The following is a 16,497-nucleotide window of genomic DNA, read 5'->3' as shown; positions in this document are numbered from 1 at the left end:
CAAACCAACAAAAGTTTACAAATAACCTACTGAACAACATCAAATTCTAATGGTTCACCGGCGAAATTATCGTGTCGATAGCGCTGCGCTGGCAGAATTTTGTCAAGCGCGCTCGCAGACAGTACACTACGCGCCAGAGAACGACCCATGCAGGATATAAAAGTGACGATAAAACTGATTGTCGGCCTGGCTAACCCCGGTGCGGAATACGCGGCGACACGCCATAACGCGGGCGCCTGGTATGTAGACCTCCTGGCCGACCGCCACCGCGCCCCGCTGCGCGAAGAGAGCAAATTCTACGGCTACACCTCGCGGATTAACTTTGCCGGCGAGGATGTGCGCCTGCTGGTGCCGACCACCTTTATGAACCTCAGCGGTAAAGCCGTGGCGGCGATGGCCACCTTTTACCGGATTAATCCCGACGAGATTCTGGTCGCGCACGATGAGCTGGATTTACCGCCAGGCGTGGCGAAATTTAAGCTCGGCGGCGGCCACGGCGGGCATAACGGCCTGAAAGATATCATCAGCAAACTGGGCAATAACCCGAACTTTCACCGCTTACGCGTCGGAATCGGCCATCCGGGCGATAAAAACAAAGTTGTCGGTTTTGTGTTAGGTAAACCGCCCCTTAGCGAGCAGAAACTGATAGATGAAGCGGTTGATGAAGCCGCGCGCTGCACGGAAGTCTGGCTGAAAGAAGGTCTGACCAAAGCCACCAACCGTTTACACGCATTTAAGGCGCAATAAACGGCCGACGTGCGGAATTTTTGCCGCACACCGTGTATAATAGGCAAAGCTATTTACTTTTCTACAATCTGTTCAATGTAACAGGTTGATTATCCAAAGATTAAGGTGATTTAAATCATGGGATTCAAATGCGGTATCGTCGGTTTGCCCAACGTCGGCAAGTCCACCCTGTTCAATGCGCTCACCAAAGCGGGTATTGAAGCGGCCAACTTCCCCTTCTGTACTATTGAGCCGAACACCGGTGTCGTACCGATGCCCGATCCGCGTCTGGATAAGCTGGCCGAAATCGTTAAACCGCAGCGCATCCTGCCGACTACCATGGAATTCGTCGACATCGCCGGCCTGGTAAAAGGCGCATCTAAAGGCGAAGGCCTGGGCAACCAGTTCCTGACCAACATTCGTGAAACCGAAGCTATCGGCCACGTTGTTCGCTGCTTTGAAAACGACAACATCATCCACGTTAACAACAAAGTGGATCCGGCTGACGATATCGACGTTATCAATACCGAGCTGGCGCTGTCCGATCTTGACACCTGCGAACGCGCCATTCACCGCGTACAGAAAAGGGCAAAAGGCGGCGATAAAGACGCGAAAGCTGAACTGGTCGCACTGGAAAAATGCCTGCCGCAGCTCGAAAACGCCGGCATGCTGCGCGCGCTGGCGCTGACGGACGAAGATAAAGCGGCCATCAAATACCTGAGCTTCCTGACCCTGAAGCCAACCATGTACATCGCCAACGTCAACGAAGACGGCTTCGAGAACAACCCGTACCTCGATAAAGTCCGCGAAATCGCTGCCGCCGAAGGCTCAGTAGTGGTTGCCGTGTGCGCCGCCGTTGAATCCGATATTGCGGAACTTGACGACGCTGACCGCGATGAGTTCATGGCCGAACTGGGCATCGAAGAGCCGGGCCTGAACCGCGTTATCCGCGCCGGCTACGAGCTGCTGAACCTGCAAACCTACTTCACCGCCGGGGTTAAAGAAGTCCGCGCGTGGACCATCCCTGTCGGCGCGACCGCACCGCAGGCGGCGGGTAAAATCCACACCGATTTCGAAAAAGGCTTTATCCGCGCTCAGACTATCGCCTATGAAGACTTTATTACTTACAAAGGCGAACAGGGTGCGAAAGAAGCCGGTAAGATGCGCGCCGAAGGCAAAGACTACATCGTTAAAGATGGCGACGTCATGAACTTCCTGTTCAACGTCTAATTAAAGTTTGTTGTCTCATGGGATCTCAATGTATCTCGTGAAGACTGACAAAACTCATAAAATCCACGCGGTTGCGTGGATTTTTCTTTTCATGGCGTCTCATCCGTCTCATGACAGCGCAGTCGAAAATGAGTACAGACATCAGTACAATTGTAAGCACACCTGTTTTAGTTCCACGCACTTTTTGAGATAAACTCGCTGCCGTTATCTGTCTGAATACGCACCGGCAGGCGCTTACCCAGCACCCTCAACCCTTCCATCACACCGACCACATCCTCACCTTTCAGCGACCTTCCGGCATGGATCGCCAGACACTCCCGACTAAAATTATCGACTATAGTCAGCGCCCGGAAACGCCGCCCGTTAAACAGATTATCCGACACGAAATCCATACTCCAGCCCTGATCGATATGGGTCAGCACCGGACGTTGCTGGCGATGTGCTGCACTGACATGTCTACGGGGGCGCTTTCTGCGCAGGTTGAGGCCTTCCAGACAGTAAATCCGGTGTGTTTTCTTATGGTTAACCCGCCAGCCTTCCCGCCGCAGCTGGATATGAATACGCGGACACCCATACCGTATCGGGTCTCTGCGATCTCCCGGATACGCAGGGTTATCGCCCGAGCGTCACGCCGGCTCTGCCAGTGGTAGACAGTTCTGCACTGCATCAGCAACCCGCATCCCCGGCGGACGCTGATACGGTATGCTTCCTGCAGGAAATGCACCGCCTGGCGCTTCTGAGCCGGCCTCAGAACTTTTGCTTCAGTACCTCCTGCAGCATTTCTTTATCCAGACTCAGATCAGCGACCAGCTTCTTCAGCCGCTGGTTTTCATCTTCCAGTTGCCGCAGACGTCGCAGTTCCGTCACGCCCAGACCAGCAAATTTCTTCTTCCAGTTGTAAAAGGTGGCTTCAGAAATGCCCCTCTTTCTGCAGACTTCCCCGACGCGGGTGCCGGTTTCGGCCTGTTTCAGCGCAAACGCAATCTGTTCTTCGGTATAGCGGGTCTTTTTCATTGCAATAAGCCCCTCTGTGAGCGGGAAGAAAGACCGGAGACTTCAGTTTAGACTGGCACTGTTTTCAGGGAGGAGATCAGTGTCAGAAAATCTCATGAAACTCACAAAATCCTCTAAAATCCACGCAATTGCGTGGATTTTTCATTTCAGGCGCTTTGCGAAGTATGTCGCGGCCTTTTGTAGCATGGCCAGTTCTTCATCCCGTTCAGCCAGTTGCCGCTTAAGGCGGGCGATTTCAACAGACATTTCCTGCTCACGTTCGGAAGAAGAATGGGCACCACCTTTTTTTCGAAATTCAGGATTTATGGTAAAATATTACTGATTCAGTCATGAAAAGCACCAAGCCACTCATATGATAAAGTAAGTAACCTGTTGGAATTATTTTACGTAGCAGAAATCATCTTATTAAACCGCTAATTTCCGTAAACTCATTCAGGAGACAGCATTATGGGGCAGGTGGAGGTTTTTAATGCAAGTAAATCAGATATTTATGTCAGCCTTAATAATGGCAGTTTTTTTACAGTAAATGCTGCTACTCAAGTTTCATGGCAGGCGGGTCAAGCAGCTTCCCCGCCCACTTTTGTTAACAATACCACGGCTGCCACCGGGCAATTGAAGCTGGGTGACAATATAATAACAGCTTATTCATCAACTTCCGGTCCAGCCACGGCAGGAATCTGCACAATAACCATCCCCGAAAATATTCCTATAAACTCAATACAACTCTATCTTTTCTGGAAAGATGCTACCAGTGTTGCGGCTATTGTTCTGCAGGATGGACAACCATTCCAGGCAGTAATCATCACCAGGGCAACCACAAGCATGTTATTAAATGCCGTCTCTGCCATTCAGTATCCATTAGAAAACAACAAGATGCCCCTCCCCCCTCATCCAGCAGGCAGTAAGATAAAAATTAATTTGTAATTTATTTTGCAAAAATAATTTTTACCCCTATAGTTTTTACTTATATTGACTGATTGGGATTAATCCTAGTTAGTAAATGACCTGTTCAGTGTGAAGTTTAAGCCTGATTAAATATATTTCCTCATGTTGTAGTAAATATAAACTACGGCGCAGAAAGGCGCGTCCGGATCAACACTCAACCGCTGATAGCAAGGTAATTATCTCATGTCAAACGCATATATTTTCAATGCATCAGGTGTCGCCATTTCAGTAAGCGTTAACAATGGCAGTTTCCTGTCCGTAAACCCGGCAGACAGTACCACCTGGGTGCCAAGTGTTCCCTCGACTCAGCCTCCGTTTGTCAATAATACCAACCCTGGCAACGGCCAGTTAGGCCTTGGCCCGAACACGATTACCCTCTACCCATCGACCTCCGGGCCGAGCCACAGCGCCAACTTCACCCTCAACATTCCGACCGAAGTTACGGTCAGTTCACTGCAGTTGTATCTGTTCTGGAAAGACGCCGAAAATGTCGCTTTCGCAGCACTGAATGGCGGCCAGTTTATCCAGGTATCTCCAGCTAACCTCTCATAAACTCAGTACATTCATTAAATTAATATTATTTTTTACAAATTAACCACCTGAAAGCACAGCCAGAAATTAATCATTTACGCCGAAAACACCACGCCTGAATGAATATTCATTCAGGCGTAAATACCTCAGTAACTGAATGCAGTAAAAAGGGGAGGGGCATGGCAAATGTTTATACATTCAACACCAGCGGCGTGTCGTTAATGTTCAGCATTAATAATGGCGATTTTATAAAACTGCCCAACACCAGCGATAGTTTTCAATGGACACCGTTGCCCCCTGCTAGTTACCCTGCTTTTTACAATCAACTTAACCCACCCAAAGGCGGATTAGGATTGGGTAATAATATATTGACAATGTATCCTGCAAACAGCGGCCCGCAATATGCAGGAGCTGTGAATATTGACATTCCAGAGGACGTTAGTGCCATCTCAATACAAATATATCTTTACTGGAAAGACGCGAGTCATCTCGGCGCAGTAGTATGTAATGCCGGACAATATATTAAAGCTATTAGCTTACCGTAATTTTATTCCCTACACATAGCAACACTTGAGGAGCTTGCCATTTATGTCGAGCGTCACCAGCCCCTTACCTGAGATATATCCTGGGCTTTATTTGATTGCTGCGCCGGGATCGTCAGAAGCCAACGGCAGCCCGCTGTGGGTTTATTTTTTGACGGCCACTAGCGGCAGTTCGCTTGCAAAAACACGAAAAAAGAAAGCGGCAGCGGCAAGCGCCCCGGAGGTGACCTTACAAAGCAGTTGGGACTCAATTTCAGGCTGGTATTTTTTCACTCCGCAGACCATTAACCCGCAGCAGGCCCCAGCCTTTATTCGTGCCGCACGAAAAGGGTTTCCTCCGCTGTCAGGTTCATCTGTCGTGGCACACAATATCGTATGGTTGACCCGCCAGGACGCCATCACGGCCGCTCTGCACTGCATTTACTCACAAAAAGTGGGGCAATTCGATGTCGTCACTAACGAATCTCAGTTTAATTGGTCAGGCTTATCCCTGACCATGCAGAGCGGATTACCGCTGGCGTTGATCGTCGAGAACGGCTATCCGTCGCTGCAGTTGAGCACCAGTGACCCCGGCGATGCCGATCTGATTGGCCTGCAGTATTATCAGGTCACCCAGACACTGGGCTACCGTAGCGAAGGCTGGTTGGTCAATATCTGGCTGGATGGCCCCGCGGCCGGCAGCTTTAATTTCTCCGTGGGCTTAAACATCCCACAATTGCTGAGCAACTTTGGCGGGGATTTTCATTATGTACCCGGCACGCAGCTGAATAAGACGCTTGCTTATCCACTCTACGACCCCACGCCGTTCCAGCCCGGAAGTTACTGCGCGTTTGAGATCTGGCTTAATCCGCTGCTGCCACGCCAGACCAGCGCCACACGCTTTCAACTCGACACGACGGGGAGGATCGGCAAAATCAGCTGGCAAAACCAGGCCTCTCTGCTGAAATCTGATTATTTCTACGCCAACGACGGGGCAACGCTGCGGTTTCAGCCTGTCGATCCGTGGGCCTCGGAGACACCCACCCCCGATACTGTCGGGGCAGGATTTGCATTCTCCTGGCGCCCTGTCGTCTCATCCCCCCCTTCCCCCGGAGAACTCTATCTCTCTCCGGTCGGTGATTACCGGGTGACACGACTCCAGTCCCCGTCAACCACCAGCGCGTTACAGGTCATGCCTGGGCTGTTTACCCGCGAATATTTTCGCATTAACAGCGACGACATCCTTCGATTTGTGGCCGATCAACCTGCACGAGCGGGGGCCTTTTCGCTCCAGCTCACGCCGGATGCTCTCGCCCATGATGCCAGGGATATTCTCGACGCGACCTATACAACCTCGTGGGCGCAGTGGTATTCCCTGCCCGCAGAGGCGCGATATTACGGCCAGCCAGCTTCCGCCCCTTTTTTCGGTGACATTGTCGGGGCCGCATTTCCAATAGCTATTGATGTCCTGCTGGAAACATTCACCACCAGCGTGCTATTCCCCTGGGTTCCCTATGGCGGACTTGATGAAAGCCTGGCCGGGAGCGGAACCGATCTTATGCGTTTTGAGGCGACGGTCATCGGCGCCGTGCGCCACGGAATGCTAACTGAACAGTCTGGCGGGCCGATTTTCATGCCGCAAAACACAACCGAAGCCGACCCAGGATTACGCAGCGCCACCACGCCACAAAGCTTATTATTTAATATCGATGAACAGGGCAGCTTGCGCAGCCTGACGCTGTCAATGGAAGAGGCTCACTCTGCCGCCAGCCCGCCTGAACCACAGAGCTTCCTGCGTTTTTCATCGAAAGGTTCACCGTCACGCGTGCCAACCGATCTGGCATTGACCCTGACGCAAAATCAGCTCTTTTATGTCGTCACCGTGCCGGGAGATGACTGGGCTTTTGACAGCACAACATGGCTCGGCGGCTTCCAGTTCAATATGGGCTTTGGCGAACAGGATCCCAGTACCTCTGAGCATCAAACGATTATGGTGTTTAAATTCAACACCACCGCCACGCTGGCAGAGCTGTGTCAACAACACACGCTGTGGACCGGCGCGCAACGTTACAACACCGACCCCGCCAAAGTATCAGGCTCGTTAATAAAGGCCATCGACTTCGCCCGCAGCCAGGCTCATGCGCCAGACAACCCGTTTGAAAACTTCAACCGCATAGTGAATGATAGTGCCTGGACCGGCGTGCTGTTTTTCAACGCGGCCATCGATGGCAACGGGATGCCGCCAGACCTGCAAATGCTGCTCGGCGGAATCAACGGGGGTCTGAGAGCCCACCATGTTGGCATCCAGGGCAATATGTTTGATCACCGCGCATCTCCTGCCCAGTTGGGTATCAAAAAGTCATCGCTTTTTGGCGTGATTTTTTATGACGAAAACAGCTTGCCACCCAACCCTGTGGTGCAACAGGAGGTGGTTGACTATGAAGTGGAAACGTTAATTGTCGTGTTCAGCCACTCGGCTGTAGCACAATTCAATACCACCGTAGGTTTGACGCTGAACCAACTGTTCAGCCGCAATGTCGCCTTGCGCTCTCACCCCTCGCCTGCGACGGCGAGCAACCCTAATACACTGAGCATTAAAGGGAAATACCAGACCACCAGTGACGGCGTCGGCAGGGTGGTGTTTACCAGTGATAATGGCTTTATCTACGACATCGTTCCAGCCAGTAATGACGCCACCTACGTGGTGAAAACTATCCGGTTTGACAATGCCTCGCTGGTGCCGGTGAGCAGCACGCCGAGCGGCAGTCCGACCATGGGGACATGCGTCAAAGCCCAGTTTGTGCTTGGCGGGCAATTGTGGTTCAACGCCACCCCCTTCCCCATCAGCGGTGAACTGGATCTTTTTTCCTACGGGCAGGAGAACACCGGCCTGCCTATTTCGGGACTGACAACCCACATTGAGTTCACGTTAGATGCTGCCGGTAACTGTATTTCTGACAGTAAAAAAGTCACCCTGGATATGAGCACGCTGAACGTGCAGCCAAAAAATGAGGCTATCCGCCCCGACAGCCTGCTTTACAGCATCCCGCTAAAGTTTTCGCGTTTCCTGAGCGCAACCGACGGCAAGCCGCTCAACGCCAGCACGCTGGGGGCGACAACCGTCAATATTCTGCAACTGGAAGGCCATCTGCCCACTGCTGGCGCATTGCCACCTCCCGCTTCACCCGAGCCACCGCAACCCGCCGCCACCCTGCCGGTCTCCTACGCCACCAGCTCCGCTCGATATGGCCTGGAATATGACATGCAGCTCGGCTCATTGGGCGCGCTAGGGGCCAACGCCCGTCTTAATGCCAAGGTGATCCTTGGCTGGGGGCCTTCAGCGACGGTGCCGGATAACGACGCGGCAGCGTTGTTTGTTCAACTCCCACAGCTTTCGGCAGGTGCCGGCGGTTTCGAACTCGAAGGGATCCTGAAGACCACGTTCGGTGCAGCAAATCTGTTGAAAGTGGATCTCAAAGATAAACAGCAGACGGTGTACGCCTTTCTGTTCAATAACATTCAGCTCAGTGTCTTCGGCTATCGCTTCCCACCTGGCGTACTGATTGATTTTCTGGTGTTCGCCGGGGCCGTAACGCCGGGACAAAAAGTCGCAACCAATACCAATAATCTGGCCTGGTTTCTCAGTGCGCAGCCGCAGAAAAAAAGCCCATGAGTGGAAAGAAGGAGGCAGCGATGAAGTTAACATCCCACGTCGTCAACGACGTGATGAGTTGGTTAAACCAGAAATACGGCCTCGCTTTACCGCTGTTGCCGCTGGCAGGCTGGAGCCGTTCGGTGGTCGCCCTATGGCAAAAAGCGGTCAATAAATTGCCCGATGACGCGCCGCTACCGCAAAGCATTGACGTCGAGGGCGACTGGCAGCCGCTTTCAGGCAGCCGTTTTACCGTGACTCAGATTCGGATTGTCATTCGCCAGTCCGATACAACCGGCAGTACCCCTTCAACCACAAGAGGAACGCAAGATGACTAGATTGGCGGTGGTGGGTTCTCCTCCCACAAATCCTATTACGGTAGCGATCAGCAGCTCCTTTCTTATCAACGGGCAGTCGGTGGCGATCAGCAGCCAGGATATCGATAACGTCAAGAAAGGGATTAACTTCCAGCTCGCGCAGCCGGTAACGCTGGGCAGTATCAATAACTTTCTCGACTGGCTAAAAGACACCTTTGGCGTGCCGCTGACCTCGAAGGATCTGGGGGATATGATCAACAAGCTCCCGGACTCGCCGCTGGTCATCAAAAACATCAAAGATGCGCTAAACGGAATTCTGGCTGCCGCCATCACGATAACCGTGCTGTCGGTCAATACTGCCAGCGGCGAGTACCGCTTTGGCGTCACCATGACGCCCCATACTCCCATCAACATCCTCAATGTGTTGAGCCTGGAGACCATCGGCGTGGAAATCGGTTCAGTAGAAACTGTGCCGACTAGCCCGTAAGCCGAGGTTTGGTCGTTCTGACTTGCAGAGAATCTAATCCCCACATCCACTCACTGATGGGCCGATCATGACTGATATCATTCTAAAAATTACAGGGAGCGCCTTTAAGGTGCCTATGGACGTCGCACTGCGGGTGGCTGGCGGGCCGGTCTCGTTTTCGCTTAGTACCGTCGAGCCTATCTCCCTGAATGATATTTGGGATCTGTTCAGTAGCCAGTTGAAAACAGTGATTGGAACGGGCTTGCCAGAGATCCCCCCTGGACCATGGCAGAAGATAATGGGTGTGGGGATTATTCCCTCGCTGTGGGTCACACCAGATCGCAACACTGGCAATACAAGCTCGTTTTTACAGCTCACGCTTGCAGAAGAACTGCACCTCGGCACTCACTACAACGCAGGACCTTTTGACATCACGATTGAACCGGATATAACGATTCTCGGCCTGATGATCGGCTATGACGGCGCAGGCGACGGCCTGACGGTAAAAGCACGCATCAAAACCACGGTCAGCAGCGGTAATACACTGCTCGCAACGGGCAGCCCGACACCAGAAAAAAGCAAAGAGCAGTTGGTGAATTTCCCCTTCCCGTTGCCCGCCCAGAACTCTATCTCCTCGTTCGAGTTGAACTATCTTGGGATTGGCCAGCGAGTTGGCCCTACGGTGAAGCTTCCTGCCAGCGGCAACCCGATGGAGATCATTTTTAATCAGTTGGAAACCCAACTGGTGGGTAGCGATCCTGAAACCATTATTACCGAGCTGGCAAAAACATTTTACCAACCGGATCGCGATTGGTTTATCGCAGCGGATATGCGTTTGCGCGAACTGCGCCTGCGGATGCTGTTTAACGATCCCGCGATGTACGGCCTCGAAATTAGCATTCCGATGACCAGCCCGCCGTCGTTTTTCAGCGGCCTGCTGTTTGAAATCCTCTACCAAAAACTGGGGCCTAATCTGGGGGTCTACTACGGTGCGCTGAGCCTGCCTTATGGTATGAGACGGATTCCGCTGGAGGGATTTATTCTCATCCTGCCCGGTTTTTCCGCCTGGATTTATACCAATGGCGACTTTCGCATTAACGTCGGCTGGCCGGTCACGCCGAATAACGCGATAGGCGTTTCCTTCGATATTCTTACCGGCTGGGCAGGGTTCTATTTTGCCAAATTACGCAGTGGCGATAACCCCGGCGCGCTGCCAAGCGTCAACTACAACCCTATCCTTGAATTTGGTATCGGCGTCGCGGTCACGGCCGGGATCAGTATCAATGCCGGGCCTCTCAGCGCCAGTCTGGAAGTCAATCTCTCAGCCAGTTTCCAGGGCCTGCTGGCGTGGAAAGCCAGCGGTAGCTCGATAGCCAATAAGCCGGATCACTACTGGTTCGCCGGCAGCGCATCGATTTCCGTCGTGCTGCAGGGCTGTGTCGATTTGGCTATCATCAAAGCCTCTGTGCTGGTCAGTTTCAGCGTCAGCGCTGGCGTTGCCTTTGAATGCGGTTATCAAACGATAATCCCGATTGCCGCTTCGGTAAAAGTCAGCGTATCGCTGAAAGTGGTGTTCTTTACTATCCATCTTTCTTTCCACACAACTGTCCATCACACGTTTCATATCGGCAAAGGCTCTCCTGCCTCGCTCAACGGTCCTCTTGCGCCAGGACTAAGTCCATTATCAAACAACTCGCAGGAATGGCAGGCGTTGTTCTCACGTGCTAAATCTCTGGCCGCGCTGCAACGTTCCCAACTGATCGATACGCTTCGCCCGCTGCACGACGTCCGGGAACCTCCGCGCTTTCGTGCCACACCGGCGCCGTGGATGCGCTGGCAGGCCGATGACGCAACGCAGGTTGAGCTTGAGGTAATTTTTGTTTTACAGCCTACTGTTGTGTGGCAGGCGCAACACCCGCCCGCCGTCAATCTGATTGCCACGCTGGTGATGGATTGCCCTTCGCCAGGCCAGCCACCGCTGGCTTCACCCGCGATCGCCAGCGGTTACGAAGAGATGATCATTCGCCTGGTGAAGTGGCTGCTGACTTTCACGCCGGATAACGGCGGAGATCGGCCGCTGTCAGTCACGCTGCAACAGGTGGCCGATATGCTCGGTAACGGCAGTGCGCAGCCTGGCCCGGTGTTTGGCGGCAGGAATGGGTTCCTTGACAAACTGAACGCCTTTTTTGCCTCTCGCCTGCGCTTTGTCCTCCGCGGGCTGGGTGCCGGAGAAGCGCCCTTTGATACGGCGGCAATGCTGCCAATGTTTGACGCATTGCATCTGCAGGCCAGCGGCATAGACATTGATTTCTCCCGCTTCAATCTGACCCCGAATAACTACACGGAAGCGGTAAAAATCTATTTTGATAATGTCGGCCTGGTAGGACCATCCGTCCCGGATGGTAAACAGAAGGCCAGCCTGCGGGCCTCAGAGACCCCGCCCGACGGCCCAAGTATGGCCAGCTATTTGTTCGGCGACTATTTCCTGATGATTGCGCGCTACACCCTCTCGACCCTGATTGAAGATGCAAAGCAGTACGAAAAGCAGCAGGAGACCGCACTCCGCCGCTGGGCCAAACGTGCGACATTGGCCGGTATGGATGAGCAAAATCCGCTAATCACTCAGGATGCGCAGGTTCTCGCCTGGCTCACAGATAATCCCACAAAAGAACTTAGCGAACTGCTCGACAAGCTGGCGTACTGGAGCATCGCCGGGTTTGGTTCACGCTATTTGATGTCAGGCCTGCAACTTCCCGATCCGTCACACATTCCGCCCATAGTGACGCCAGACAACATAACCAGTCTGCCAACCTCTTCGCTGTATGTTCTTTCCGGGCAACAGTTTGTCGTCAGCGGCAGCCCGCAAGATGCGCAGGCCACGCTCAGCTTCACTCCCGGCCTGGAGGTCGACTGGTTACGCTTTGGGAATGGAAGCCCACAGAACGCCACCACTCAGTTTACGGTGCCTGCCGCGTTACCGGATAACCCCGACCCTCACTGGATTTTTGACGCTGCACCTGCGTCACCCGCGCCGGTCGCCCCCGGTACACTGCTGATTCAACCCTTGCCCGGCGCTATCGCGGCCCCGCTCGGGTATCAACTGAAAAACAGCCTGGCCTGGCAGAGCCCGGACGCCCTGCGCACGCTGTTTATTTTCCCCCAGCCGCTGCTTAACCGCCTTCAGTCGCTGGCGGGTGGCACCTTACGCCTGGTACCTGAAGCCAGCAGTTACGATGATGATACGGACGATGCGCCAGTCAATACATTTGGCTCACTGCAAATCCGCCTGTCGCTGACGCAGGTGGCCACGCCCCAGGGCAAAACGCCAGGCTCGCCCTCTTCACCAGACCATGCTAAGACCGCGCCGATCTATCAATTGAACGGCACCGATGAAACAACCCGCGAGCTTATTTATCAGGCACTACAAAACGCCGATCTTTCCCACACATCACTGCGCCTGCTCTACCTGCCACCGGGTAAATCTGAATGGGTATCAGACACGCTTTCGCCGGATGTGCTGCTGGCGAAAATGAACCTGTCGACCCTGAATCAGGTCGCGCAGGTTAGCCAGATGCATACGATGATGCGGGCCACGTTTACCTCCAATAGCGATACCGCACGCCTGAGTAACGTAGAGAATTTCCTGCAGCTCGTCTGGGAACTGAGCGTCGTGCGGGCGCCAGGTTATTACCTTTATTACCAGACTGCCGATGGCCAGGGATTACCGGATTCGCTGTTCGCGGATACCGCGGCGTCAAACAGTTCACCCAATGATCCAAACCAGCAGGCCGTGGACGGCACTTCCTCCGGCACTGCCGATTTTATGATCGTCGTCGATTTTGACACCCAGCCTGCCAATGCGCTGGTGCTAGCGTCATACCACAACAGCCTCTGGATAACGGCACAGCACGATCTCGCAGCCCTGAACTGCCGGGCGTATGACAGTGCCGGAACGCCGCTGTATGTCTGGCAATCCACGCTTGCACCAGGAAATATTGGCTTTACCGCCAGCTGGACCCCGGCTGGCGATACCTCTCCGACAGCGACAATCCCGGTGCATCATCTTTACCATTTGCTGCAGTACCGTATTACTGAAGCCAGCCCGCAGTGGCGTGGTTCGGTGTGGAGCCTGCCGGTTGGCCCGACGGAAAACGGCGAAACCACTTCGCCGGCGGCCACATGGCAGCTTCAACAGCAGGTGCCACTTCTGCCGTTCAGCGCGCTTCCAGGCACAAATCCTTATGCGCTTATCGGCCAGACGGTGAATCTGGCATTTCGTCTGTGTGATATGTATGGCAACCCGCTGACCGAAGGGCACAATGACAGCTTTACGCCGCTCTACAGTGACCCGCTGATCGCGCTGGGAGAATGGCCTGGGTTGCAGAGCACTTTCTTCTTTGTGCCGGACACCACGCAAAGCGCCTGTCTGCAAATCCGGCTGGCCTTTAACCCGGATATCGTTGACAGCGTGGCATCTCCAGGCAGCGACCCACGTGAACAGTGGCGCCGAATGGGGGATAAATACCGCCGCATTTGCCAGCAGCTGACGGACAGTGGAACCCAATATGCCCTGACCTGTAGCCTGCTTCAGGGGGGAGTACCGGGTGATTTGCAAAGTCCGTTACTGGCGGCAGCACAACAGATTATTGACTATATAAATGCCCAGGCTACAGGCAGCCCGGCGCATTACTCACCCGACGGCGAAATGCAGTGGTCGCTGGATTTCACGATACCGTTTACCCTGCTGGCCCAGCAGGAACACGACATCGTGGCGATTGGCGTCAGCGCCCGCGCCTGGCGCGATCCCGCTCGCGTTGACAGCAATGTTTCGCAAAAGCTGCCGCAGATCATTGAGGTTTCCTACCCACTACTGGCACAGCTCTCACCCGAGGCCAGTCCACAACATGATGGCGGAAATATCACGCCCTTTGCCCGCAGTTTTGAACAGGCTTTCTGCAACATTGACGGTAAGGGAGGCCAGCTCAAACTGGCGCAGCGCGCCGGTGTCCAGGTCGGAGATAGCGGCGATGCCTCCCAGGGTCTGTGGTCGGTCCGCTTCGCCAGCAGCCTCGGATTCACTGCGCAATTCGCCAACGATCCACGCTATTTTGCGCTGCGTCCCCTGAATACCAGCCCACGTAACAGCCTCGTTGACGGCGTTCAGTACAACAACGTCGATATGGATGCCTGGGCAAAAAGCTTCTTCAACGCCTTTGATACCGTGATGTCTCCACAGATGGGCGTGGCGATTGCCAGGCTTGATGCAGCCAGTTACAACCAGCTGATGCAGGCAAAGCAGCTGCTGGCAAAATCTATTCCTTCCGGGCTGGTGTCGGTGCTGCAAAAAGATATCGACAACGGTGGCGATGTTAGTATCGCGCAGAAAAGGCTGGAACAGGCGCTGCTGGAAAACCTGTCGAGTGCTTACATGGTGTCGACGATTGTCCAGTTCCCAGTCGAGGTTGAGGTTAATGGGAGCGCCGATGACACCAGTCCCCAGAAAGCCCCGCAGCTGTATGGCATTCTGCAACAGCCTGCGGCAGGTTCACCGCTTCAGGCGGGCGATAGCAACAATCTGTATCAGTTTACGCCAGTGACGCTGGATCTGGCTTCCGGCACGCAATGGGCCACCAGCCTGCTGACAGTTGCGAAACCGGGCGATCAATCCTTTATCTCGCTCCCACTGGAATACCAGGTCAGCTATCTGCAGCACGATTTTGCCGTGAGTGAGGAGCAGCAAGGTTACATTCCAAGTACCTGGCTAAAATTCGTACTCCCGGAAACCACACAGCTCACGATGCCGATCACCGATCTCACCTCGCCTGCAAGCAGGGTTGATATCCCCATTCCGCTGCCGTTTGAGCCTCCCTTGCCGGTATTAGCTTCACAGCAGGGTCTGGGCGTCGCGATGCATTCCCCCGCCGGTAGCCCTGGTTCACTGGCTGATGAAATCGCCCAGGCGTTGCAGTGGTGTTACCAGACTCAGCTTTCGCTGGATCTGCAGGATCAGGATGATTTCTATTTTGACGTCGAACGTAACGTACTGGCCCGGCAGCCACTGAAGCTTAACAGCCATCAGCAAACCGGCCCGATCCTGGATGGCCTTTTCGCCGCTCTGGCACATTTTACCGAGGCCTGGCCTGCCCTGGCACCAAAGCTGGAAAGCCTGTTGCAGTTGTCCAGTAGCTCTGGCTCTCCCGCCCCGGATGCCGACGCGATTCTGCAGGAGTTCTGCAAGTTGACCAGCGGCATTGCCACCAACTGGCCAACGAACTGGTATCAGCCTATGTCACTGATGGCTAATGTGCGTGAAATCGATCACTTCTGCCTCAGTTTCAGCGATAAAACGCTGCAACTCCGTGGCCGCACTGATGACGGCGGGCAAAATCCGGCTATCTGGCCCACGCTGCAACTGGCGGGGAATGTCCAGTGGGCACCAGACCGTAGCAAAGCCACAAAACAGGGTGAGTGGTGGCAAATCAACTGCACGTTAAAACAGCGACCGGACTTCACCACCACGGTGCTGCGCTGGGAACCTCTGGCTATTCTCACCTGCCAGAGTATCCAGTTCTCCGCCTGGAGCGTTCGCAACGACGAATTGTTGAGTGACGAAAAAACAAACACTTTATTTATCTATAAAACCGATACGCTGCGTTTCCCCGACGTGATGATTCCCCTGATTGAACGGGATAGCCTGCCAGCGGTTCACGTCGGGGCAATTAGCCTCGGCGTGCTGCAACAGATGATTCAGCAGCTCATCACGCCGCTAACCAAAGTGGGTAACCTGGGCATCGATCCGGTGATTAATTTGCAGGTGAACTATGCCTGGCCACTGCGTCCCGGCTCGGACCTTCTGGTGGAGTCCCCGGTCCTGATGATCAACGCTCTGGAAATAAATAATACGTCACCGCAGCCTCTTGCCGACCAGATAGCAGCGGAAGTCTGGCAATGGTATCAGCATGCCGCGCTGCAGGCCTCAACGGCGGCCAGGATGTCCTTCTCCCTGACCCTGTTTGGCTCCGTCGACGACCAGCAATTACCGCTGGTGCAAATCAACAATATCCCCGTGATTTTTGACTGAGAAACAAGGAAAGC

9 protein-coding genes and 2 pseudogenes are annotated in these 16,497 nt (G+C 53.9%); 9 read left to right on the top strand and 2 right to left on the bottom strand.

Annotated features, from left to right (window positions below; genetic code table 11):
• Positions 1 to 162: 162 nt before the first annotated feature.
• The gene (pth, locus tag M2416_RS06980; RefSeq protein WP_041147674.1) at positions 163 to 747 is read left to right on the top strand and encodes an aminoacyl-tRNA hydrolase; all 585 of its coding nucleotides are present in this window, start codon (positions 163 to 165) and stop codon (positions 745 to 747) included.
• 117 nt (positions 748 to 864) lie between these two features.
• Positions 865 to 1,956, top strand: a complete 1,092-nt coding sequence (gene ychF, locus M2416_RS06975) for a redox-regulated ATPase YchF (protein ID WP_041146109.1) — start codon at positions 865 to 867, stop codon at positions 1,954 to 1,956.
• A 179-nt stretch (positions 1,957 to 2,135) separates the two neighbouring features.
• On the opposite strand, the pseudogene M2416_RS06970 reads toward ychF, so the two are convergent.
• A pseudogene (locus M2416_RS06970) lies at positions 2,136 to 2,970 on the bottom strand (IS3 family transposase); the annotation flags it as partial.
• Positions 2,971 to 3,109: 139 nt separating this feature from the next.
• Positions 3,110 to 3,240: pseudogene (locus tag M2416_RS06965) on the bottom strand (IS3 family transposase); the annotation flags it as partial.
• A 177-nt stretch (positions 3,241 to 3,417) separates the two neighbouring features.
• Between M2416_RS06965 and M2416_RS06960 the strand changes: the two are divergent.
• The 7 genes from M2416_RS06960 to M2416_RS06930 all read left to right on the top strand — a co-directional run bounded on the left by M2416_RS06960 (position 3,418) and on the right by M2416_RS06930 (position 16,483).
• Positions 3,418 to 3,894 carry a hypothetical protein gene (locus tag M2416_RS06960; protein WP_259222909.1) on the top strand — a complete coding sequence of 159 codons (477 nt, stop codon included), beginning with the start codon at positions 3,418 to 3,420 and terminating at the stop codon, positions 3,892 to 3,894.
• A 204-nt stretch (positions 3,895 to 4,098) separates the two neighbouring features.
• The gene (locus M2416_RS06955) at positions 4,099 to 4,467 is read left to right on the top strand and encodes a hypothetical protein (protein ID WP_259222907.1); all 369 of its coding nucleotides are present in this window, start codon (positions 4,099 to 4,101) and stop codon (positions 4,465 to 4,467) included.
• A 158-nt stretch (positions 4,468 to 4,625) separates the two neighbouring features.
• Positions 4,626 to 4,991 (top strand): hypothetical protein, encoded by a 366-nt coding sequence (locus M2416_RS06950; RefSeq protein WP_259222905.1) that lies wholly within the window; start codon positions 4,626 to 4,628, stop codon positions 4,989 to 4,991.
• A 43-nt stretch (positions 4,992 to 5,034) separates the two neighbouring features.
• Positions 5,035 to 8,640: a hypothetical protein gene (locus M2416_RS06945; RefSeq protein WP_259222904.1), complete on the top strand. Its 3,606-nt coding sequence runs from the start codon at positions 5,035 to 5,037 to the stop codon at positions 8,638 to 8,640.
• 20 nt (positions 8,641 to 8,660) lie between these two features.
• Positions 8,661 to 8,957: a hypothetical protein gene (locus tag M2416_RS06940; RefSeq protein WP_154144784.1), complete on the top strand. Its 297-nt coding sequence runs from the start codon at positions 8,661 to 8,663 to the stop codon at positions 8,955 to 8,957.
• Positions 8,950 to 9,423 carry a hypothetical protein gene (locus M2416_RS06935; protein WP_259222895.1) on the top strand — a complete coding sequence of 158 codons (474 nt, stop codon included), beginning with the start codon at positions 8,950 to 8,952 and terminating at the stop codon, positions 9,421 to 9,423. Before M2416_RS06940 ends, M2416_RS06935 begins: the two co-directional genes overlap by 8 nt.
• Before the next feature lie 67 nt (positions 9,424 to 9,490).
• Positions 9,491 to 16,483, top strand: coding sequence for a hypothetical protein (locus M2416_RS06930; protein ID WP_259222894.1), 6,993 nt, complete (start codon positions 9,491 to 9,493; stop codon positions 16,481 to 16,483).
• The last annotated feature ends 14 nt before the right edge of the window (positions 16,484 to 16,497 follow it).

This window comes from Klebsiella sp. BIGb0132, assembly GCF_024810075.1.
In the GTDB taxonomy this organism is placed as follows: domain Bacteria; phylum Pseudomonadota; class Gammaproteobacteria; order Enterobacterales; family Enterobacteriaceae; genus Klebsiella; species Klebsiella terrigena.
This window is presented reverse-complemented; position numbering and strand designations above follow the sequence as displayed.

Bases quoted from the DNA above. Each gene is read 5' to 3' on its own strand.
- M2416_RS06945 (WP_259222904.1), top strand. From the start codon at position 5,035: ATGTCGAGCGTCACCAGCCCCTTACCTGAGATATATCCTGGGCTTTAT.
- M2416_RS06960 (WP_259222909.1), top strand. From the start codon at position 3,418: ATGGGGCAGGTGGAGGTTTTTAATGCAAGTAAATCAGATATTTATGTC.
- M2416_RS06930 (WP_259222894.1), top strand. From the start codon at position 9,491: ATGACTGATATCATTCTAAAAATTACAGGGAGCGCCTTTAAGGTGCCT.
- M2416_RS06935 (WP_259222895.1), top strand. From the start codon at position 8,950: ATGACTAGATTGGCGGTGGTGGGTTCTCCTCCCACAAATCCTATTACG.
- M2416_RS06955 (WP_259222907.1), top strand. From the start codon at position 4,099: ATGTCAAACGCATATATTTTCAATGCATCAGGTGTCGCCATTTCAGTA.
- ychF (WP_041146109.1), top strand. From the start codon at position 865: ATGGGATTCAAATGCGGTATCGTCGGTTTGCCCAACGTCGGCAAGTCC.
- M2416_RS06940 (WP_154144784.1), top strand. From the start codon at position 8,661: ATGAAGTTAACATCCCACGTCGTCAACGACGTGATGAGTTGGTTAAAC.
- M2416_RS06950 (WP_259222905.1), top strand. From the start codon at position 4,626: ATGGCAAATGTTTATACATTCAACACCAGCGGCGTGTCGTTAATGTTC.